Genomic DNA, 19123 nt, shown 5'->3' with positions numbered 1-19123 from the left:
CCCAAAAAGATCACATCTTCATATTAACAATAAACAACCAAAAACTACTTCCCAACGCGATCGCGGCTACGTGTTGCGGCCAAATCGCCTTCAGGGGTTGCCGGGCAATTTTATTGGTTAAAAAGAAAGTCAGCGCCATCGAAACCAGTACCGTGGTTCCCTGCAAAAAACTCACCACCGCCGGATGGGCAACCAAAGCAGGCATTTGTTCCCCAGATAACCCAAACGTGGTCATAGCGACGGGCAACAAACGTCCTCCTTCCGTTAACCCTAAATGCAAATAGTGGGCCAAATTGCCGCCCAACACCAGAGGCAAATATCCATAAGCCATTTCTACAAACGGACGAGGTTTGGGCCAGTTATTCCCCACATAGTGAGCAATTTTGTAGCTAGCAACCATAACCACCTGAGCCAGCAAAGGTAGTAAAGCTGGCAACGCCAAAGCCAACATGGAAAATCCAGCATGGGTAAGGTCCAAACTCTCCACATTCATATTCACGCCCAAACCTTGTTCGATTTGCGGCAAGCGACGCAGAAAAATGCCTCCCAGCAACAGCAACAGCAACGCCACTTCGTAGCCGCGAGGAATGTGCGTCGTCCACAGTTCGATACCTGGCGGGCGCAAATTCACTTCCACCGACCGGTGGGGGCAAGCTTTCAAACAGGTCATGCACAACACGCAGTCGCGATTGTCCTGAAGCTGGGCGGGATGGGAATACAGCGGACAGCCATCGGTTTCTTGCCCTTCCCCTTTTTCCGGGCCACCTTTGTAACACTGGTAGGTGGTGCAAGTGGCGGAGCAAATCCCCTGTTGGGCGCGCAGTTCGGTTATGGAGAGTTTGGCAAACAAGCCGTTCATGCCGCCAATGGGACACAAATAGCGACACCAAAACCGCCGTTCAAAGATTGTCGAGAAAATCACTGCCCCGGCGGTAATCAACAGCAACAGGCAACTGGAGAGGTAGGCGGTATTTTCCAGATGCCACAGTTCTTCCCACAGGAAAATCAGGGCAAACAAACCGAATAAAAACCAACCGCCGTATTTTTCGGCGCGTTCTCGGGGCCATTTTTTCAATTTACGGGGAAACAGCCACAGGGATACTTTTTGGGCAATTTCGCCGTAAATCATAAACGGACAAACCGCGCACCAGATGCGTCCCAAAAAGGGAAAAATTAGCAAAACCACCGGCCACCACCAAGCCCAGAACATATTCAAAGCGAAGTTTTCGTGGCGTTCCTGGGGACCGATAAATAAAATCAATACCACCAACGCGAAAAACCAGGTGGTAAACCAATAATTGATGCGATCGGGCCACCACGGGCTGCGCAAGAAGTTGCGGAAGTTGGGATAGGCATTGAGGAGGTTCCAACGAAACCGTTTTTTCTTATTATCCGCCGACCAAAAAACTTCTTCGGTCAGTTCTTGAGCGCCGCCAATTTGTTGAATGGCACGTTCCACTAGGCTTTGCAGTTCCTGGAGGTTGCCGGGAAAGTCATAGGATTGCAAGCGACGGATGGCTTCTGGAGTAATTTTGGGTTTGGGAATGGCTTTGGAGCGACAGTAGAGGCTGATGTAGTACTCCACTTGGGTTTTCAGGTCGCTTTTACGAACTCGCAGGGGCGGCACTTTGATGGTGTGAGTAGCCCAACGTTCGATATTGGGTTGGGTTTTTTCGGATACCAAAACGATCCGCGCGCGACAGGTACGGGGTTCGTTGTCGGTGGTATTGCCCCGGGAGACGGGGGTATAGGTACCGGTTTTTAAAAGTTGTTCGATTTGGGGGCAGAGTTCTTTGGGCAGGTCTTGGATGTTGTTGAGTACCAGGGTGCCTTCGTCCAGCCATTCGATGAGTCCGGGTTTGCCGCCGGCGCGTCCAAACAAATCGGCTCCTGTGGGTTGCAACAGACCGCTGTTGACTTTGATGATGGGTTGGCGGCGTTGGGGGGAACCGAAGTGGATGAGGGCGGCAATGTTGTCTTTGCCCAATCCTGGTTCGCCGAAGATGAGGGTGGATTGGGCGTCGTTGGAGGCTTTTTTAATTTGCTGGCGCAGGCGAACGGCGTAGCGACTGCTGCCGACGATGCCGCGTCTGGCTTTGGGAACGATGTAGGGGCGTAGGGCGGCTTGGCGTTGTTGTTCGAAGCTTAGTTGGGCCGAGACTTGGGTGAGTTCGTCTAGCAGGGATTGAGAAAAGGTTTGGAAGACTTGGGGAAATTCCCGGGCAATTTGATTGAAGGTAGCGGCGGGGAGGGACCACAGGCGAACTTCGGTAAGGGTGGTGAGGGTTTGGGAGATGTTGGATTCGAGCAGCAGTTCTTGGATGTTGATGAGTTCGCCGGGGGACAGGATTTTGCCGGGTTGGTTGTTGTGTTTGAGGATGGCTAGTTGCCCTTGTTGGAGGATATAAAGGGCTTGGGGAGAAGCCCCGGCGGTAACGAGATGCCGGTTGGCGGCGATGGTGATTGCTTGTAAATGCTTGGCGATCGCGTCAATGGCTTCGTCGGGCAGCCGGCTGAGTTTGGTACGCTCTTGCAGCCAAGTTTTTATAGAGGCATCATCAGTCATAGGCGATTTCTAAGGAAATTTCTGTTGTATTGCTTGGGAGGTTGAGGATGAGTACTGCGGATTTGCCCAATCTGTGGGTTCCTCTGGCTTTGTTGGGCACGATCGCGCTGGCGGCGGTGTTTTTCAGTCGCTAGCTAGCTGCCATCTGTTTTTTTGCTGTCTTCAAAATCGCCATCTTTTTCGGCGACGCTTTGGGCGATCGCAGCCAGTTGAAAGCCTTGGGGATAGGTGCCTTCTTCTTTGATGCGTTTGATTTCGGTTTCCGGCACCAACATATTCATGTGTTGCGCCAACCCCAGCACCACATCCCCTTTATCAATAATGCCGGAGACGGCATCAGCGGGGGAAAGAACGGTAATCCAGTTGAGATTGTGGGTTTCCATGGTGTTGATGATGGCATACAGGGGGGTTTGTTCTCGTACGGTCACCAGGGTATCTAAGGGATGGGCGATATCGTCGAGGGTTTGGGTTTCCCAGAGGCTGCGTTCTAGAAAGCGCAGGTCTTCAAGGCAGAGCAAACCGCGGTAGCGACCGTCGGAGGCAACGAAATAAATGGACGATCGTTTCTCAGAGAGTAAATACTCGTCGGCAAATTCCCGCAGGGTTTGGTGGCCGTCTACCACGCGAAATTCCCTGGTCATGATGTTGGCGGCTTGTACCTGCATCAGGGCTTCTTGCACGGTGGTGAGGCGGTCGTAGGCGTTGGCGTTGCGGATGGCAAACCAACCGATGAGCATAATCCAGAAACCGCCAGCATCGCCGGTGTTTAGAATGACAAACAAACCGAGGGCAATGGCGGTCCATCCCAGGAACTGCCCGGAACGCGCGGCCCAATGGACGCCTTGGTAGCGGCTACCGGTAAATTGCCAAACGGCGGCTTTGACGATTTGACCGCCGTCGAGGGGTAAGCCGGGGAGCATGTTAAAGGCGGCGAGAACGAAGTTGATTCTCGATAAAAGGGAGGCTAATTCTTGCCAAACCGGTTGTTGGGAAACCAGTTGGGCAGCGATCGCGAGCAGTCCAAAGAGCATAAAGCTAACCGCGGGGCCGGCGATCGCCACTTGAAAGGCAAGAATGGGGGTTTTGGATTCTTTATCGATAGAGGCAATGCCACCAAAGAGGAATAGGGTGATGGAGTTAACTTGAATCCCCTGGGAACGGGCTACCAAGCTGTGTCCCAACTCGTGTAGCAACACCGATCCAAATAGGGCTAAGGCCATGAACAAACCGGCACTATATCCGACGGCCGGTCCCCAATTTTCGGCAAAATCAGTGCCGTAAACGAAGGTAATTAGGGCGACTACGACCATCCACGAGGAGTCGATGTACAGGGGAATGCCAAATAAATTTCCCACGCGCCAAGCTGCTTGCATGAAATTCCGTCCTTGAACTTTGGGCGCTCGTCGCAGCATCTGCCAGCAACTGGCAAAATGACCGACAAAATTGAACAGTAGCTTGTAGCTTCTGTGTTGAAAAGCAAGTCAAAGAATCCGACCGACCAACCGACAGCTGATAGCTCGATGCTACTGGCGTTGTTATTTTCATTGTACCTATTTTGCTTGGCTTGCAAGGTATGGCGTCGCTTTTGGGGGGGATAGGAAAGTTAAAATTGATGGAGAAAAAAAGAATTGAAAAGCGAGTATTTTTTCTTCCCAATCCCCACTTCTCAATTCTTTTGGCTGTATTTGTACGGCCGGGGTTTTGTAAATTTTTGTAACTAAACGGGACCGCCTGGATAACTAAATAGCTGGCGATCGCGGCATAAATTCATAAAATTTTACAAAGCACCGGCATTGGCCAGTCCTAAAATGATGCCAGCCCCCAAGATGTGGCCCAAACTCAAAGTGGCCAAAAGTTCGGGAACGCCAAAACCAGTAAACATGGCAGGCAGGGGAATGGGAAGAGCGGGACCAGCGCCGCGATTTTGAATGGCAGGACGACCAATCGCGATCGCTACCAAATTGCAGACAATCATAATCAAAGCCACTTGAAAATTCCAAGGGGTGCTGAGAGCAGCGCCAGATTGGGCAGCGAGCAATGCAAACATCATCAAACTCCTCTCGATCGAGAAAAACTTCGTTTTAATATGTAGCAAATACCGACAATTCCAAGAAACTTTTTGTTGAAATAATTAACAATTTTGCGACAATTTGTTAACCATTTGTGAAGGGAGAACCATGCGCGTCAAAATTTGTGGCATCCGAGATGCAGAACAAGGAAAAGCGATCGCCGAATTGGGGGCCACCGCCATTGGCTTCATTTGCGTACCGCGCTCGAAACGGTACCTCACCCCAGCACAAATCCTCGCGCTCACCGAGCAACTGCCCCACCACATCGACCGCATTGCCGTCTTTGCGAATGCCACAATTTCCGAAATTTGTCAAGTATTTCCCCACCGTGGTTTAAGCGGCATGCAGTTACACGGGGACGAATCGCCGGAATTTTGCCAGCAGTTACGCCAAGCACTAACTCAACGGGGCTGCGACCAAGTAGAACTCATCAAAGCCTTGCGCATCCGCACCGCAGACGATTTGCAGCGCGCCGCCGCCTACGAACCTTACGTAGATACATTTTTACTAGATGCCTACCACCCCCAGCAACTCGGCGGTACGGGGATTCCCTTAGACTGGCAAGCCTTGCAAAAATTTACCCCCCAGCGTCCTTGGTTTCTCGCCGGGGGGTTAACACCAGAAAATATTCAAACGGCCCTAGGGCAACTACAGCCAGATGGCATTGACGTTTCCAGCGGTGTGGAAATAGCCCCAGCAGACAAAGACATCTCCCGAGTCGCTGCCCTATTGGCGCAAGTCAAAGCCAGTGACCGTGCTAGCAGGGGGACCTAACAACTAGAAAAAGAAGGCCGGTGGTGAATTAAATTCAAAAACTCCTCGCGAGTTTTCTGGTCTTCCTGAAAAACGCCAACCATAGCACTAGTCACCGTCCAGGAACCGGGTTTTTGTACTCCCCGCATCACCATACACATGTGGGTGGCTTCAATCACCACAGCCACACCTTTCGGCTCCAACACTTCCTGAATGGTTTCCGCAATTTGTCGGGTCAGCCTTTCTTGCACTTGCAAGCGGCGCGCGTACATTTCTACAATCCGCGCCAGTTTGCTCAACCCCACCACCTTTTCGTTGGGAATGTAGGCAACGTGAGCTTTCCCCATAAACGGCAGCATGTGGTGTTCGCACAGGCTAAACACGTCAATATCGCGGATCAACACCATTTCGTTGTGGCCTTCGTCAAAAATGGCCCCATTGACAATATCTTCTACCGATTGGGAATACCCACCCGTAAGAAAACGCATGGCCTCTGCCACCCGTTTGGGGGTTTTCAGCAAGCCTTCCCGGTCTGGATTTTCCCCAATTCCCAACAGCAGTTCTCTAACGGCAGCTTGCATGCGTTCTTGGTCTTCGTCCGTATTTTCACCATCAGTGGGAGAATGCCCGTTGGTGGTGGCAGCATCGGTTTGTGCGATCGCTTCCCGATGGGGATGGATATTCGTATTGTTTTCTACAGAAGGATTAGAACCGTTGGAATAGGCTGTAGTCATGAGAGATTTCGCGTTACAGTGGACACAAGATAATTTTCTTCAAGCTGTTTTCGTGCCCTAAAAAGCGCACGAGAACCAAGCCTTAATTTTTAACGAGTTTTGCCCAGCCAACCTGTGGGTTGAATGGTCTTCCCTTTCAGTTTTTAAAGGCTTTTTTTACAAAACGCCAGCATTGGACATGAGGGTGAGTTCTTCAACCACCGCATTTTGAGGAAGTTGCACTGCTTGCACGATGGTGTTGGCTACCGTCTTCGGATCGAGCATATTGTCGCGGTTGAAATCGGCATGAACGGTAGAAGCATCCCACAAAGGCGTGTTAACAGCTCCCGGACACATGGCAGTTACCCGAATGCCGTGGGCTCGTTCTTCGGCGGCTAAAGCTCTCGACATGCCCAACATGGCAAATTTGCTGGCACAGTAAGCACTCCAACCAGGAAAAGCGTTATGTCCGGCAATGGAAACAACGTTGATAATTGTTCCTTTGCCAGCGTTGCGCATTTGCGGCAGCACTGCTTGGATACATTGAAAAGCACTGGTAACGTTTAGATTAAATACATGCTGCCAGTCTTGCAAGGGAATGTCTGCCAGAGGGCAGGTGTACCCCATACCGGCATTGTTGACCAAAATATCGATGGGACCGAACTCAGTAGCGATTGCTTCAATTTGCTCGCGTACCTGCTCCACTTGGGATAAGTCTATCGGATAAATAGCCGTTTCTACGCCGGTTTGTTTGATGGTTTCTTCTACTTGAGCCAGTTTTGCTTGGGAGCGACTTACTAAAGCAACATGAATGCCGGCTTTAGCAAATGCCAAGGCAGTAGCCGCACCAATACCGCTACTAGCTCCTGTAATTAAGGCACGCTGTTGGTTGGGCCAATTCATGAAAAGTTGTTCTTTCCTCTGATGTCTGTTCGATCTACAGAAGACGTTACACTAGAATCACCAGCGTTGCCATAGCAAAGGCTGTGGCGATCGCTCGGTGTTTGTGCTTCCAGAGGGAATCTGGAAGCACCGCTAGCGTGACGGTGGTGTCACCCAGGACCCAAGAGCCAATGCAATCGGCTGGGGAAGTGTTCCCTGAGGACCTAATGTAAAAATTTGTAACTTTTGGGATTATATCACTCCCAATCTCAGTTTTCAGCAAACCCAACGGAAAATATCCTATCTCGCTCGACAAACCGTGGATAACGACTTCTTTCTCAGTGCCTACGACTACGACCTTCCCGAGGAACGCATCGCACAAAACCCGGTCGTTCCTAGAGATAGCTCCCGCTTGCTGGTGGTGGATTCTCCCACAACGCACCAACATCGCATTTTTCGAGACCTGCCACAGTTGCTACAGCCGGGAGATTTGTTGGTTTTCAACGATACCCGTGTCCTTCCGGCACGATTGTACGGACAAAAGTCCAGCGGTGCCCAAGCGGAGTTTCTGCTGCTGGAACCCCGTGCTGATGGCAGCTGGTTGTGTCTGGTCAAACCGGGAAAACGCCTGCCACCGGGGGCGGTAGTACACATTCCTCCCGAAGCTTCCAGAGGGGAAAGTTCTGACTGGCCGGTCATGAAAGCCACCATTGGGGAGGTAGATGCGGCTACTGGCGGTCGCATAGTTACCTTTGAAGTACCGCAGGGATATTCTTTTTGGCAGGTGTTAGAGGCTTTCGGAGAAATTCCGTTTCCCCCCTACGTGACCCAAACCCAAGCCCAACCGGAGCAATATCAAACGGTTTATGCTCGCCAAGCGGGGGCGGTGGCGGCACCTACAGCTGGTTTGCATTTCACAGAAGAATTGTTGCAGCGTTTGCAGGATGCTGGTATCCAGCGTGCGTTTGTGACGTTGCATGTGGGGGTGGGTACGTTTCGCCCGGTGGAAACGGAAAATGTAACCGAACATGTCATGCATGGGGAATGGTTTGAAATTCCTGAACAGACGGCAAGCCAAATTTACGAAACCCAACAGCGGGGAGGTAGAATTTTGGCTGTGGGAACGACGGTGGTGCGATCGCTGGAGAGTGCAGCCACCGAAGATGGTAAAGTACAGTCCATGTGCGATAAGACCGAGCTATTTATTTACCCGGGCTATCGATGGCGGGTGGTGGAAGGGTTGATTACCAATTTCCACTTGCCTCGGTCTTCGCTGTTGATGTTGGTGAGTGCTATGGTGGGGCGTCGGCGGTTGTTGGATTTATATCGAGAAGCGATCGCCGAACAGTACCGTTTTTATTCCTTTGGCGATGCTATGCTCGTTTTGCCAGAGGCGAAAACCTCATAAAATCGACGGTGCGGCCGGGCCGCACCGCTAGTATTGGGAAAAGCTGTTGCCAGTTGGGGAATGCTAATCCTCTTCTTCCTCTTCGTCTTCGTCGCTAGGATAGTAAAATCCTTTGCTACGTCCGGTTAGTACGGATTTGCCCAGGGAAAGGGCTTTGTCGGCTTCATAAGCTGCTTTGCGCTTCCAAACGGCTTTGCGCTTGCGTTTGCAACTTTTGGAGGTTTTCTTCTTTGGTACCGCCATAATTTCTCTTACAAAAAGGTCACAAACCTTATATTATACTACAAAATTGCAGCCAATTGGCCATTATAGCGAAGCCGTCAAGAAAAACCTGAAACCTGTTGTTATGTGGAACGCGATCGCGGGATTGTTTTCCGGTATTGTCTACCCAGTGCAAGTCTTGGTGATTCTCCAACGCCTGCCGAGATTGTGGAAGTACATCGTTATTCCTATTTTATTAAACGTGGCGATCGCCATTGGTTTATATCTGGGATTGTTGTTTCCCGGGTTGAACAGTATTGAAAATCTCATCACCGACCTATCCCAAACTGCCAGCAACGTTACGGCAAATTGGCCGTCATGGTTGGGATGGCTAACTGCCATGGTGACGTTTTTTGGCTGGCTGTTGCAGGGATTGCTGGTGGTCTTGCTGTTGGTTGTTGTGGGGTTTTTGTTGGTGCAAATTGGTGTGACTTTAGGATCGCCCTGGTACGGTCAGCTTTCCGAAGAGTTGGAAGCCCATCGCACCGGTACCCAACCCCCTACCCCCGAAGGGACTTTGGCCATCCTACAGGATATCTGGCGCGCCATTTTGTTTGAGGTCAAAAAATTGCTGCTGGCGGCTGCGGTTAGCTTGTTGCTGTTTTTATGCAATCTGTTGGTTCCTGTGGTGGGAAGTACCATTGCCAGTTTGGGGGGAATTGCCCTTGCGGCAACCATTGTTTGTTTGGATTTTCTAGATGCCCCCCTGGAACGCCGCCGTCTCCAGTTTCGGGAGAAACTCGGGGTTGTGTTTCGCAGTTTTCCCGCTAGTGGTAGTTTCAGCCTGGTGTGTTTGTTTTTGATTAGTTTTCCCGTTATTAATTTCTTTACTGTTCCCATTTGTGTGGCGTCGGGAACTTTGTTTTTTTGCGATCGCGTTTTGCCCCGCTGGCAGAAATCGTCTGCTACTGCGGATAGTGCCGAGGCTTGAGATTTTTGCTTGCCCCGCGATCGCTACTGCCATTGTATGTACTTTGTACGAACAAGATTCTATTTTTGCGCAGCCTAGATGTTTGGGTAAAGGCGTCTTCAAACCTCCCCTTCTTTATGGCGACCTTTCCAGCCCGCCCTATGTTATAATAATTATACCAAAACTTTTCTTTTTTGTCAAGAACAATTCTCAACTTGCCCCTGCGCTCGCAGTTAAACCATTGCTTGCAAATCCCGCGCCAAATTTTTCAAATTCTCCGTACCGCTCTTAATTTGCGAAATGCCATCCGCCGTTTGCTTGGAAGACTGGTTGAGGTCATTCATCGCCGCCACCACCTGTTCGATAGCTTGGGCTTGCTGCTTGGCCGATAGGGAACTTTGCTGGTTGTTTTCCACCACCTTTTCAATGGCTTCGCGCACCCCTTGAAAAGCATTTTCCATATCTTGAGCAATTTTTGCCGATTCTTCCACGGTTTTGGTGCCTTGGTCGGTAGCCATCACCGCCGCATCAATAGCTTTTTGAATTTCGCTGACCAATTCGCTAATTTTACTACCCGACTTTTGACTTTGGTCTGCTAGCTTGCGAATTTCGCTGGCAACCACGCCAAATCCTTTGCCATGTTCTCCCGCACGCACAGCTTCCACCGAGGCATTGAGCGCCAGCATATTGGTTTGATTGGCCAAATCACTAACCAAAGTAGAGATATTACCAATTTCCCCCGTCTGTTCGCTCAAACGTACCATTTGTTCGGAAATGGCATTGACTTGATTGCGTAAAGTTTCAGTCCCTTTGCGGGTCCGCTGTACGGCTTGGTTGCCGTCTTCCGCAAGGGAAAGGGCTTTTTGAGCACTGTTGGCGCTGGCTTCTGCTTGTTCGGCCGTTTTGCGAGAGGAGGCGTTGAGTTCGTCGGCTGAGGTGGTGGTTTCATTAACAGAAGCTGCCGCTGATGAAGCAACCCGCTCTTGCTCTTCTGCCGCTGAAGCAATTTGGCTGGAAGAAGAAGCCAAACTTTCTACTGCATCTTGTAAGGCAGATGTAATACCGCGTCGAATAAAAATAAAACCAACCACCAGCAAAATCAAAGAAGCAGTGGCTAAAATAACAAAAAATATGCGAAATTGTTCGTAGATATTGCGTGCGTCTTGGCGATTGCGGCGAGCTTCTTCTAACTGTAGTTCGCTTAAATCGCGAATTTGGGTGGTAACCGGATCGACTTGCCGGTAGATACTGCCATCAAAAGCTGCAATTGCCTCGCGATCGCCGCGTTCCAAAGCAGCAATCAAACTGGCCACCTCGCGATTGGCATCTTCAAAGAGACCCTCGAGTTCGTCCACCAACTCTTGTTCGCGATCGCTTAAATCGCTTTGTTTGTAGCGACGCCACTGCTCTTGAATCGTTGTATTCGCTTGTCGAACTTGCTGTAAAGCCTCAGAAGTGGAAATAATACCGTTTTCCACCTTATTCACCGCATCCACAATGCGGATAGCATACTCATCCGAAACTGTTTTTAATTTTTCTAAAGGAACAATACGATTATCGTAAATCGCTTCCACTTCGCCGTTCAAATTCGCGAATGCGTAGACCGAATACCCCCCTACAAACAGCAAAGCAGTTAGCGGCAAAGCAAATCCAATATATAGTTTCGAGCCCAAGCGCAATTTCATGGTTTCTCCGAGGTTGAGCGTTAAAAATACAGAAAAAGGGATTGGTGGGTCCTATCGTTGCCCAACCAACTACCTTTTCCCACATCAAATCTGATTTCCAATCAACCCCTCCAAAGCATCCAACTTCGCCGTCTCGACCGCTATAAAAACTAGCCAAAACCAAACACAAGGGAGTTTTTCCTTGCCCACCACTCGCTTGCTTCAGTATACCATCAACCGGGCGGCCAAGTCATGGGTCTGCCCCCGAGAATGTGAACGTGCAGGTGGTAGACCGTTTGACCGCCTTCATCGCCGTTATTAATCACCAAACGATAGCCCCTCTCCAATTCCATTTTGGCTGCTACTTCCTTAGCTGTCAGCAACAAATGCCCTAGCAATTGCTGGTGTTTTTGTGCGGCCTCATCTAATTTGGGAATCGGTTCTTTAGGAATAACCAAAACGTGAACAGGCGCTTGGGGATTAATATCTTTAAAAGCTAGAACTGCATCATCTTCGTAGACAATATCTGCCGGAATTTCCCGGCGAATAATTTTGCCAAAAACCGTATCGCTCATGAAGACTCCCAGACAGAGTTGTCAAAAATAATTTTTGGAGAATGTACCAATCCATGGTAGTTGGTTTGCTTGGTACAGGAACTACGACGTTATTTTAGAGAACCACGATACCCGAGTCAACAGGAAAGCAACAATCCACTGCAGCCAAAGTAAAGTTAAAAATCGATCGCGTTGCTGTCCCACAGCTTCTATAATCGATCTTAAATACTTAAATAGCCTGTCGAGAAGATACTTTTAAGGGAAGTGCCGTGCTTGCTAGAGTATGGAGCGCCGCTTTAGTTGGGATTGATGCGGTGAAAGTGGGTGTAGAAGTCGATGTATCTGGCGGTCTGCCGGCTATGGTGGTGGTGGGGTTGCCAGATACTGCCGTACAGGAATCGCGGGAACGGGTCAAAGCGGCTTTGAAAAACGCTGGGTTTGCCTTCCCCATGCGCAAAATTGCCATCAATCTGACGCCTGCCGATTTACGCAAAGAGGGTCCGATTTTCGATCTGCCCATTGGAATTGGGATTTTGGCAGCTTCCGAGCAAGTAAGTACAGAACTGCTGGGGGATTTTCTGTTTTTAGGAGAAATGTCCCTCGATGGCAGTTTGCGAGCGGTTCGGGGAGTTTTGCCCATTGCTGCGGCGGCGAGGGATTTAGGGATTACTGGGTTGGTGGTGCCCCAGGGAAATGCTCGGGAAGCCGGGATTGTAGAAGGAATTCATGTCTATGGTTGCGATCGCTTGGCGGATGTGGTCGATTTGCTCAACCATCCCCAAAGCCACCAACCTGTTGTCGTGGATCCGAGACAGGAATTAAAATGCAGCAGCAGTAACGCACCGGATTTGCGCGATGTGAAGGGGCAAGCTCACGCGCGTAGAGCCTTAGAAATTGCTGCGGCAGGGGGCCATAATTTAATTTTTGTGGGACCGCCTGGTAGTGGCAAAACCATGCTTGCCAGAAGGTTGCCGGGAATTTTGCCACCGCTAAATTTTCCCGAGGCATTGGAAGTCACGCAGGTGCATTCGGTGGCGGGGTTGTTGAAGGAACGGGGGGCTTTGGTGACCCAACGACCGTTTCGCAGCCCCCACCATTCCGCTTCCGGACCTTCGTTGGTGGGTGGGGGAACTTATCCCAAGCCGGGGGAAATTTCGCTGGCGCATCGCGGGGTGTTGTTTCTCGACGAATTGACGGAGTTCAAGCGGGATGTGTTGGAGTTTCTGCGGCAACCGTTGGAAGATGGTTACGTGACGGTATCGCGTACTCGGCAGTCGGTTTGTTTTCCAGCTCAGTTTACGTTGGTGGCGAGTACCAATCCTTGCCCTTGCGGGTACTACGGCGACCCCATTCAGGCTTGTACTTGTTCGCCTCGCAAGCGAGAGCAATATTGGGCGCGGCTTTCCGGACCTTTGATGGACCGGATTGATTTGCAAGTGGTGGTCGCTCGCTTGAAACCGGAGGAGATTACGGGTCAGCCGTTGGAGGAGTCATCTCAAACGGTTTTGAAACGGGTTTTGGCAGCTCGCGATCGCGCCCGAGAGCGTTTTGCGGAAGAATCTAGGGTAAAATGCAATGCGGACATGCAAAGCCAGCATTTGCGCCAATGGTGTCAGTTGGATAGCGATACGCAAACCCTGTTGGAGGGGGCAATTCGCAAGTTGGGGCTGTCGGCTAGAGCTACCGACCGCATTTTAAAAGTGGCACGCACGATTGCCGACCTGCAAGGAACCGAACATTTGCAAACCCAACATGTGGCAGAAGCCATTCAATACCGCAGCCTCGATCGCATGCAGTGAGAATTTTTTTCAAGATTTTTCCATGGGGGAACCAATAGAAACTTGTATGATGGTCTAGAAAGGTGGGACGCGCGATCGACAGACAACAAACATGCTACAATACTTAATTCCTATTTTTGATACTTCGGTTTCTTCCTGGTCGGCGGAAGCACGTTGGTTGCGTTGGTTGACGTTTCTGTGGCTTTTTATTGGTTTGTTGGTGTTGTTTTCCGCTTCTTTTCCCATTGCCCACGCGGAATATGGGGATGGTTTTTACTATATCAAACGCCAACTGATTTGGGTGGCGGCGGGATTGATTGGCTTTAATTTTTTGGTCCATTTTCCCATTCGTTCGGTGGTTCGCCTCAACCATTGGTTGCTGTTGCTGTTTTTGGCATTGATTTGGCTGACTTTGGTGCCGGGTTTGGGTAATACAGTCAATGGGGCAACCCGTTGGATTTCGATTTTTGGGGTTCCCGTGCAACCTTCCGAACTTATTAAACCGTTTTTGGTGGTACAAGCAGCCCGGGTTTTTGCTAAATGGCATGCTTTGTCTTTACCAACTCGTTGGTTTTGGCTGGTGTTGTTTGCTTCGGTTTTGGTAGGGATTTTGCTACAACCCAATTTGAGTACGACGGCTTTATGCGGTATGACCATCTGGTTGGTGGCGTTGGCGTCGGGATTGAGGATGAAATATTTGGCAACAACGGCGATCGCGGGGTTGGGAATGGCGGCGATTAGTATTAGCATTAATGCATACCAGCAACGCCGTATTATGTCGTTTCTCGATCCCTGGTCGGATCCGCAAGGATCGGGCTATCAATTGATACAAAGTTTGCTGGCTGTTGGGTCTGGGGGAATTTTGGGAAGCGGGTTTGGCATGTCCCAGCAAAAGCTTTTTTATTTGCCGATTCAGTATAGCGATTTTATTTTTTCGGTTTATGCGGAGGAGTTTGGGTTGGTGGGGAGCTGGTTGCTGTTATTTTTGTTAATGGCTTATGCTACGGTGGGTCTGCGCGTGGCTTTGAAGGCGCGATCGCTGGTTTATCAGTTGATGGCGATGGGATTGACCAGCATTTTGATTGTGCAGGCGTTTATCAATATTGGCGTGGCTACGGGTTTTTTGCCTACAACGGGGTTGCCTTTTCCTATGTTTAGTTATGGAGGCAGTTCGATGATTTCTAGTTTGTTGGTGGCTGGATTTTTGGTGAGGGTGGCTAGGGAAAGCCGCCACGCTAAGGTCGTGGGTTTCGATCGCTTCCAGCAAAAACAGCGATCGCCCCAACCATCTCCAAAATCTTTCCACCCACAAAACTCTCCCTATCGCTAAGAATATGGCGAATGCGTTGGTGTTTTTTCGGTTTGTTTGGGGAAGAATAACCAATAATATGTTGGTTTGGGATATTTATCAAGAAAATCAAAATTTGCTATTGTTTTTTATATTTTAGCTCGGGGAGTTATGACTAGCAGCTACCAAAAAATTTTTGAAGTTTCGGGAACGCCAGGTCAGTTGGTTGGTGGTTTGATTTTCCCCAATTTTGGCGGAACAACCACGGTAAAAATTGATGGTGAAATGGTACATGAAAAGGCGTTTATTGGTTCGGAGAAGCGGGAATCGTTTACACGTTTGAATGCTATTGACCATGTGGGCATATACGATTCTTCGATTGGCTTTTTCTTGGCGATCGCGGCTATCTTTTTTGGGTTGGGTTCTTTATCTCCTTTTTCTGAAGAGGTGTTGAGCGGAATAAATATTTTGTTTTTTGGGCTATCTGTTCTATTCTTTTTGGGATATTCTTTGCTAAAGTATCGTTATTTGTTAATTCACAGCCAGCGAAATACGATTATTATTTTTATCACTAAGTCTCCTTATACCTACCGGCAATTTGCTCTCACAATTATGGATGCGATCGCTGGTAAAATTGATACGGAACTTACTTCTGTTTCCCAAGGTGGTTCCTATCCGAAATCTTCTCAAAATCAATAGGAGAGATGGGTGGGTGTTGCCCACCCTAAATTTTGGGATTGTTTTAAGCAAATTCTTATTGCGATCGCAAGTAGCAAAACTAAAGAACATGGTTTTAATTCAATTTCAGGATGACACTATTTTGTTTTTTTTAATGGCTTTATTTTGTAGTAATACGGTATATAAAAACTGACTTGCTATTTTTCTTGATAAATCGTGCTACAATAACAAACTATCTATTTATAGCATGCTTTCAAAAATAATTATACCATTTCTGAAAAAACCATAATTTTCTGGAATTTTCCAATTTCCCTGGTAGGGGCGCTTCGCGAAGCGCCCCTACTCACGCGTTGTGCCCCTACAAAAATGCCTCTATTATCTATTGCATGTTATTAAGAAAATGGTATTATAAACTTTTTTAGAATTTTTGTTTTGCAATAATTAGAGTTGTCAAAAAAATGATTATAAAAATGGGGGAAATGTTTTCTGCTATCCTCCAATTTTGCTCTGACCAGAAGCACTAGAGATAGGAATCCTTGTAAGTATGGAAAATCTGGGGAAAACCGTTTGTAGGATCCCAAACGAGCTAGGATAGCTGGAAAGAACAGAAATCCCCCCGAGAACTTTTCGCGTTCCTTTTTTATGGACTATCATAAATCGGTATGCTCAAAGATAAATTTCTACTATCAACCTATATTTCCCTGCGCCGCTGGTGGCGAAGCATTGGTTACAACCAACGTCGGTGGATCTTCCTTTTCCTAGCAGCAGCCATCTACGCAGCTGTGGTTCTCTCGCCATTACCAGGCGTTTCCCCTGAAGGGAAGCAAGCGATCGCAGTTTTTGGGGTGGCTGCTTTTTTATGGGGAACCAGTGCCTTACCCCTTGCCGTTACTGGGATTTTGATTTTATTTTTGCTCCCCTTTAGCGGGGCCTTGTCTGCAGAAAGTACCTACGCCCATTTTGGCAATCGCGCCGTCTTTTTTATCCTCGGTGCTTTTATCCTTTCCAGTCCTATCATGCGTTCTGGGTTGAGTACTCGCGTTGCCCTAGGTGTAGTCACGCGATTTGGGCGTTCCTTGCGTACCTTATTGGCTTCTATTTTGCTTTTAGCCGCGATTTTATCCTGTTTCATTAGCGCCCATGCCGTAGCTGCCATGCTATTCCCCATTATTTTAGAAGTGGTGCGTGCAGCGGGTGCCAAACCAGGTAGTCGCTTTGGCTTGGCTGCCTTTTTATCCATGGCGTGGGGAGTGGTGATTGGGTCCAATACCACCTTACTAGGCGGTGCCAGAGGTCCCCTAGCTTTGGGAATTTTGCAAGGCACCACAGGGGACAATATTGGCTTTGTGGAGTGGACTGTTTGGATGTTCCCCATCGTCATTGTTTTGCTGGTGGTTGCGTTTGCCATCTTGCAACGGATCGATGCGGGAGAGGATATTTCCCTCGTCTCTGCCAGAGAATTTTTACAAGTACGCAACGAGCAACTCGGTCAAATTTCTCGTCGGGAAGTGGCTACCGGCGGCATTATGGTGCTGACCATTTTGCTGTGGATTTTTCAAGGGGATGAATGGGGCCTGGATGTGGTAGCCTTTCTGGGAGTTTCCTTAGCCTTTATTCTGGGCATCGCCAAATGGCGGGAAGTGGAAGAAGATGTCAACTGGGGGGTCTTTCTCATGTACGGCAGTGCCATTCCCCTAAGTACAGCCTTAGAAGAAACGGGGGCTGCCCAGGTAATTACCCAGAACGTTCTTTCCGCCGATCTGGCCTCGCCGCTGCCGATCTTTATGGGAATTGTCTTATTGGCTACACTATTAACGGAATTTATGAGCAATTCAGCCGCCGTAGCTGTGCTGATGCCTGTAGCGCTGGCGATCGCGCAAAAATACGGAATCGACCCACGCACCATCACCATGGGGGTGGTTTTGCCAGCGGGATTGAGCTTTATGCTACCAGTCAGCACCCCAGCCATTGCCATTTCCATCAGCAGCGGTTACGTACGACCTTTCGACGTATTTCGGTGGGGCGTTTGGCTGGATGTCTTGGGATACTTAGGCGTTTTTTTAATTAGCCAACTGTACTGGCCGCTTGTTGGGTTGGGGAAAATAGGATGAAAGAACTTTGGTTGGTACTGACCAATCCCTACACATACCAAAAAGCCCTCAACCGGGCGCTCGATCGATTGCGCGCCACCCCTACTAGCCTTTCCGACTCTGGCGAGGAAGTCAACATATGGGTGGTATTTCTCATTGACCCGCAAACTATTGAAAATATGGTCAGAGATTTGTGCGATCGCGGTTGGTTGGGTGCCAGTTCTTTGCACAACTTGGAAAGTTCTATGCTTGAAGGATACCGTGCTTTAGCTCAAGATGTTTTGCAAGAGGTGCGCCGGCAATTTGAAGCAGCTTCCACTAAAGTAGAAACGACCGTTGCTTCTGGTTCCCTGCGGGAGTATGTAGAAGAACTCGTCAGTAAGGAAGAACGTCAAATTATCATTAGTTATGCTGGGGCCATGCCTGCTTGGATGCACACCTATGAAAACCAAGCCAGCTTTATTGAAGAAGGGTAATGGACGAGGAGTTGTTTGCTGTCAAACGGTTCCTAGTATGTTAAGGAATACATATTGAAAACTAACCTGTCCTCATTGCGGTCACATCCATCAGAAGTTAGGCGGTAGAAAACAGACAGTTAAAGAAACGAAAAATTTTCCGAAATGATATGGGCAACGACGAAATGGAAATGGTAAGACAGGTAAGGATTATTACTCAGGAGACGGAAGCATGCAGCAAAGAGGCGTGACGATTTGGTTTACCGGATTGAGTGGTGCTGGCAAAACCACCATCAGCCGTTTGGTGTTGGATAAACTGCGATCGCGCGGTTTGCGTGTGGAGCTGCTCGATGGCGATATTGTCCGGCAAAATTTAACCAAAGGATTGGGATTTAGTAAAGAAGACCGAGACGAAAATATCCGCCGCATTGGTTTTGTGGCGCACTTGTTGACCCGCAACGGCGTCATTGTTCTGGTTTCTGCTATCTCCCCCTATCGAGAAATTCGCGAAGAAGTCCGCCAGCGTATAGGAAATTTTATTGAAGTATATGTAAACGCACCGCTGCAGGTTTGCGAAAGCCGGGATGTGAAAGGTTTGTATGCCCAAGCTAGGGAAGGCAAAATTAAAAACTTTACTGGTATTGACGACCCCTACGAGCCGCCGGCCAAACCAGATGTAGAATGCCACACCGACCAAGAAAAAGTTGAAGAAAGTGCGGCAAAAGTCATCGAGCAGTTAGAATTACAAGGATATTTTTAAATGAAATTGGTTGCTAATTAGAAGCAAAGGGTATGGGGATTTCCTGCATATCGTCCCTATTTTTCTGTAGGGGAGGGTTGTTAACGGCTATTTCTATTGGAGTTGCCCCAGCGATCGCTTATTGACAATTTTCATCCGACAATCTCCCAGTCAATTGCAGCCATTGGCTTCCCCTCTGCCAACCTTGAAGTTTGAGGTTGGTTTTTTTTGGTTGACACTCTCACGAATAGAATTCGTGAGATTCTCGCTTCATCGGGTGTGCCTAGATAGATTCGCTATGCTAACCCATCCCCG

General features: G+C 49.0%; 17 protein-coding genes. 9 read left to right on the top strand and 8 right to left on the bottom strand.

What is annotated here, in order from left to right:
- Positions 1 to 10: 10 nt before the first annotated feature.
- From AS151_RS12010 to psaK, 3 genes are all read right to left on the bottom strand, one after another.
- Positions 11 to 2566: a sigma 54-interacting transcriptional regulator gene (locus AS151_RS12010; RefSeq protein ID WP_071517303.1), complete on the bottom strand. Its 2556-nt coding sequence runs from the start codon at positions 2564 to 2566 to the stop codon at positions 11 to 13.
- A gap of 134 nt (positions 2567 to 2700) precedes the next feature.
- Positions 2701 to 3939 carry a site-2 protease family protein gene (locus AS151_RS12005; protein WP_071517302.1) on the bottom strand — a complete coding sequence of 413 codons (1239 nt, stop codon included), beginning with the start codon at positions 3937 to 3939 and terminating at the stop codon, positions 2701 to 2703.
- A gap of 404 nt (positions 3940 to 4343) precedes the next feature.
- Positions 4344 to 4616, bottom strand: a complete 273-nt coding sequence (gene psaK / locus AS151_RS12000; RefSeq protein WP_071517301.1) for a photosystem I reaction center subunit PsaK — start codon at positions 4614 to 4616, stop codon at positions 4344 to 4346.
- Positions 4617 to 4743: 127 nt separating this feature from the next.
- Here psaK and AS151_RS11995 point away from each other — a divergent pair, with 127 nt between their 5' ends.
- Positions 4744 to 5409, top strand: coding sequence for a phosphoribosylanthranilate isomerase (locus tag AS151_RS11995; protein ID WP_071517300.1), 666 nt, complete (start codon positions 4744 to 4746; stop codon positions 5407 to 5409).
- Here the strand turns inward: AS151_RS11995 and folE are convergent.
- Complete coding sequence (folE, locus tag AS151_RS11990) at positions 5406 to 6122, bottom strand: GTP cyclohydrolase I FolE (protein ID WP_071517299.1); 717 nt, start codon at positions 6120 to 6122, stop codon at positions 5406 to 5408. The two genes, AS151_RS11995 and folE, sit on opposite strands and share 4 nt — an antisense overlap.
- Before the next feature lie 156 nt (positions 6123 to 6278).
- The gene (locus AS151_RS11985; RefSeq protein WP_071517298.1) at positions 6279 to 7004 is read right to left on the bottom strand and encodes an SDR family oxidoreductase; all 726 of its coding nucleotides are present in this window, start codon (positions 7002 to 7004) and stop codon (positions 6279 to 6281) included.
- Positions 7005 to 7302: 298 nt separating this feature from the next.
- Between AS151_RS11985 and queA the strand changes: the two genes are divergently transcribed.
- A complete protein-coding gene (queA, locus tag AS151_RS11980) occupies positions 7303 to 8391 on the top strand; it encodes a tRNA preQ1(34) S-adenosylmethionine ribosyltransferase-isomerase QueA (RefSeq protein ID WP_244532990.1) in 1089 nt (362 codons plus the stop codon).
- Between the two features lie 63 nt (positions 8392 to 8454).
- Here queA and AS151_RS11975 read toward each other — a convergent pair whose 3' ends face one another.
- A complete protein-coding gene (locus AS151_RS11975; protein ID WP_071517296.1) occupies positions 8455 to 8634 on the bottom strand; it encodes a 50S ribosomal protein L32 in 180 nt (59 codons plus the stop codon).
- A gap of 103 nt (positions 8635 to 8737) precedes the next feature.
- On the opposite strand from AS151_RS11975, the gene AS151_RS11970 reads away from it, so the two are divergent.
- Complete coding sequence (locus AS151_RS11970; protein ID WP_071517295.1) at positions 8738 to 9583, top strand: EI24 domain-containing protein; 846 nt, start codon at positions 8738 to 8740, stop codon at positions 9581 to 9583.
- A 212-nt stretch (positions 9584 to 9795) separates the two neighbouring features.
- Here AS151_RS11970 and AS151_RS11965 read toward each other — a convergent pair whose 3' ends face one another.
- Together AS151_RS11965 and AS151_RS11960 are read right to left on the bottom strand one after the other, a co-directional pair.
- Positions 9796 to 11247, bottom strand: coding sequence for a methyl-accepting chemotaxis protein (locus AS151_RS11965; RefSeq protein WP_071517294.1), 1452 nt, complete (start codon positions 11245 to 11247; stop codon positions 9796 to 9798).
- Between the two features lie 212 nt (positions 11248 to 11459).
- Positions 11460 to 11801 carry a histidine triad nucleotide-binding protein gene (locus AS151_RS11960; RefSeq protein ID WP_071517293.1) on the bottom strand — a complete coding sequence of 114 codons (342 nt, stop codon included), beginning with the start codon at positions 11799 to 11801 and terminating at the stop codon, positions 11460 to 11462.
- Between the two features lie 248 nt (positions 11802 to 12049).
- On the opposite strand from AS151_RS11960, the gene AS151_RS11955 reads away from it, so the two are divergent.
- The 6 genes from AS151_RS11955 to cysC all read left to right on the top strand — a co-directional run bounded on the left by AS151_RS11955 (position 12050) and on the right by cysC (position 18829).
- On the top strand, positions 12050 to 13579 hold the full coding sequence (locus AS151_RS11955; RefSeq protein ID WP_071517292.1) for a YifB family Mg chelatase-like AAA ATPase: 1530 nt from the start codon (positions 12050 to 12052) through the stop codon (positions 13577 to 13579).
- A gap of 91 nt (positions 13580 to 13670) precedes the next feature.
- The gene (locus AS151_RS11950) at positions 13671 to 14888 is read left to right on the top strand and encodes a putative peptidoglycan glycosyltransferase FtsW (protein WP_071517291.1); all 1218 of its coding nucleotides are present in this window, start codon (positions 13671 to 13673) and stop codon (positions 14886 to 14888) included.
- Positions 14889 to 15017: 129 nt separating this feature from the next.
- Positions 15018 to 15545 carry a hypothetical protein gene (locus AS151_RS11945; RefSeq protein WP_071517290.1) on the top strand — a complete coding sequence of 176 codons (528 nt, stop codon included), beginning with the start codon at positions 15018 to 15020 and terminating at the stop codon, positions 15543 to 15545.
- 641 nt (positions 15546 to 16186) lie between these two features.
- Positions 16187 to 17635: a DASS family sodium-coupled anion symporter gene (locus tag AS151_RS11940; RefSeq protein WP_071517289.1), complete on the top strand. Its 1449-nt coding sequence runs from the start codon at positions 16187 to 16189 to the stop codon at positions 17633 to 17635.
- Complete coding sequence (locus AS151_RS11935; RefSeq protein WP_071517288.1) at positions 17632 to 18090, top strand: hypothetical protein; 459 nt, start codon at positions 17632 to 17634, stop codon at positions 18088 to 18090. The genes AS151_RS11940 and AS151_RS11935 overlap by 4 nt, the downstream gene beginning before the upstream one ends.
- Positions 18091 to 18301: 211 nt before the next feature.
- A complete protein-coding gene (gene cysC / locus AS151_RS11930) occupies positions 18302 to 18829 on the top strand; it encodes an adenylyl-sulfate kinase (protein ID WP_071517287.1) in 528 nt (175 codons plus the stop codon).
- Positions 18830 to 19123: the final 294 nt, after the last annotated feature.

This window comes from Geitlerinema sp. PCC 9228, from assembly GCF_001870905.1.
Classification (GTDB): Bacteria; Cyanobacteriota; Cyanobacteriia; order Cyanobacteriales; family PCC-9228; genus PCC-9228.
The sequence above is the reverse complement of the archived record's forward strand: the minus strand, read 5'-3'. Positions and strand labels throughout refer to the sequence as shown.

What these genes read in the sequence shown, in the direction of transcription:
- AS151_RS12010 (WP_071517303.1), bottom strand. Translation starts at nt 2,566, where the DNA reads ATGACTGATGATGCCTCTATAAAAACTTGGCTGCAAGAGCGTACCAAA.
- AS151_RS12005 (WP_071517302.1), bottom strand. Translation starts at nt 3,939, where the DNA reads ATGCAAGCAGCTTGGCGCGTGGGAAATTTATTTGGCATTCCCCTGTAC.
- psaK (WP_071517301.1), bottom strand. Translation starts at nt 4,616, where the DNA reads ATGATGTTTGCATTGCTCGCTGCCCAATCTGGCGCTGCTCTCAGCACC.
- AS151_RS11995 (WP_071517300.1), top strand. Translation starts at nt 4,744, where the DNA reads ATGCGCGTCAAAATTTGTGGCATCCGAGATGCAGAACAAGGAAAAGCG.
- folE (WP_071517299.1), bottom strand. Translation starts at nt 6,122, where the DNA reads ATGACTACAGCCTATTCCAACGGTTCTAATCCTTCTGTAGAAAACAAT.
- AS151_RS11985 (WP_071517298.1), bottom strand. Translation starts at nt 7,004, where the DNA reads ATGAATTGGCCCAACCAACAGCGTGCCTTAATTACAGGAGCTAGTAGC.
- AS151_RS11975 (WP_071517296.1), bottom strand. Translation starts at nt 8,634, where the DNA reads ATGGCGGTACCAAAGAAGAAAACCTCCAAAAGTTGCAAACGCAAGCGC.
- AS151_RS11970 (WP_071517295.1), top strand. Translation starts at nt 8,738, where the DNA reads ATGTGGAACGCGATCGCGGGATTGTTTTCCGGTATTGTCTACCCAGTG.
- AS151_RS11965 (WP_071517294.1), bottom strand. Translation starts at nt 11,247, where the DNA reads ATGAAATTGCGCTTGGGCTCGAAACTATATATTGGATTTGCTTTGCCG.
- AS151_RS11960 (WP_071517293.1), bottom strand. Translation starts at nt 11,801, where the DNA reads ATGAGCGATACGGTTTTTGGCAAAATTATTCGCCGGGAAATTCCGGCA.
- AS151_RS11950 (WP_071517291.1), top strand. Translation starts at nt 13,671, where the DNA reads ATGCTACAATACTTAATTCCTATTTTTGATACTTCGGTTTCTTCCTGG.
- AS151_RS11945 (WP_071517290.1), top strand. Translation starts at nt 15,018, where the DNA reads ATGACTAGCAGCTACCAAAAAATTTTTGAAGTTTCGGGAACGCCAGGT.
- AS151_RS11940 (WP_071517289.1), top strand. Translation starts at nt 16,187, where the DNA reads ATGCTCAAAGATAAATTTCTACTATCAACCTATATTTCCCTGCGCCGC.
- AS151_RS11935 (WP_071517288.1), top strand. Translation starts at nt 17,632, where the DNA reads ATGAAAGAACTTTGGTTGGTACTGACCAATCCCTACACATACCAAAAA.
- cysC (WP_071517287.1), top strand. Translation starts at nt 18,302, where the DNA reads ATGCAGCAAAGAGGCGTGACGATTTGGTTTACCGGATTGAGTGGTGCT.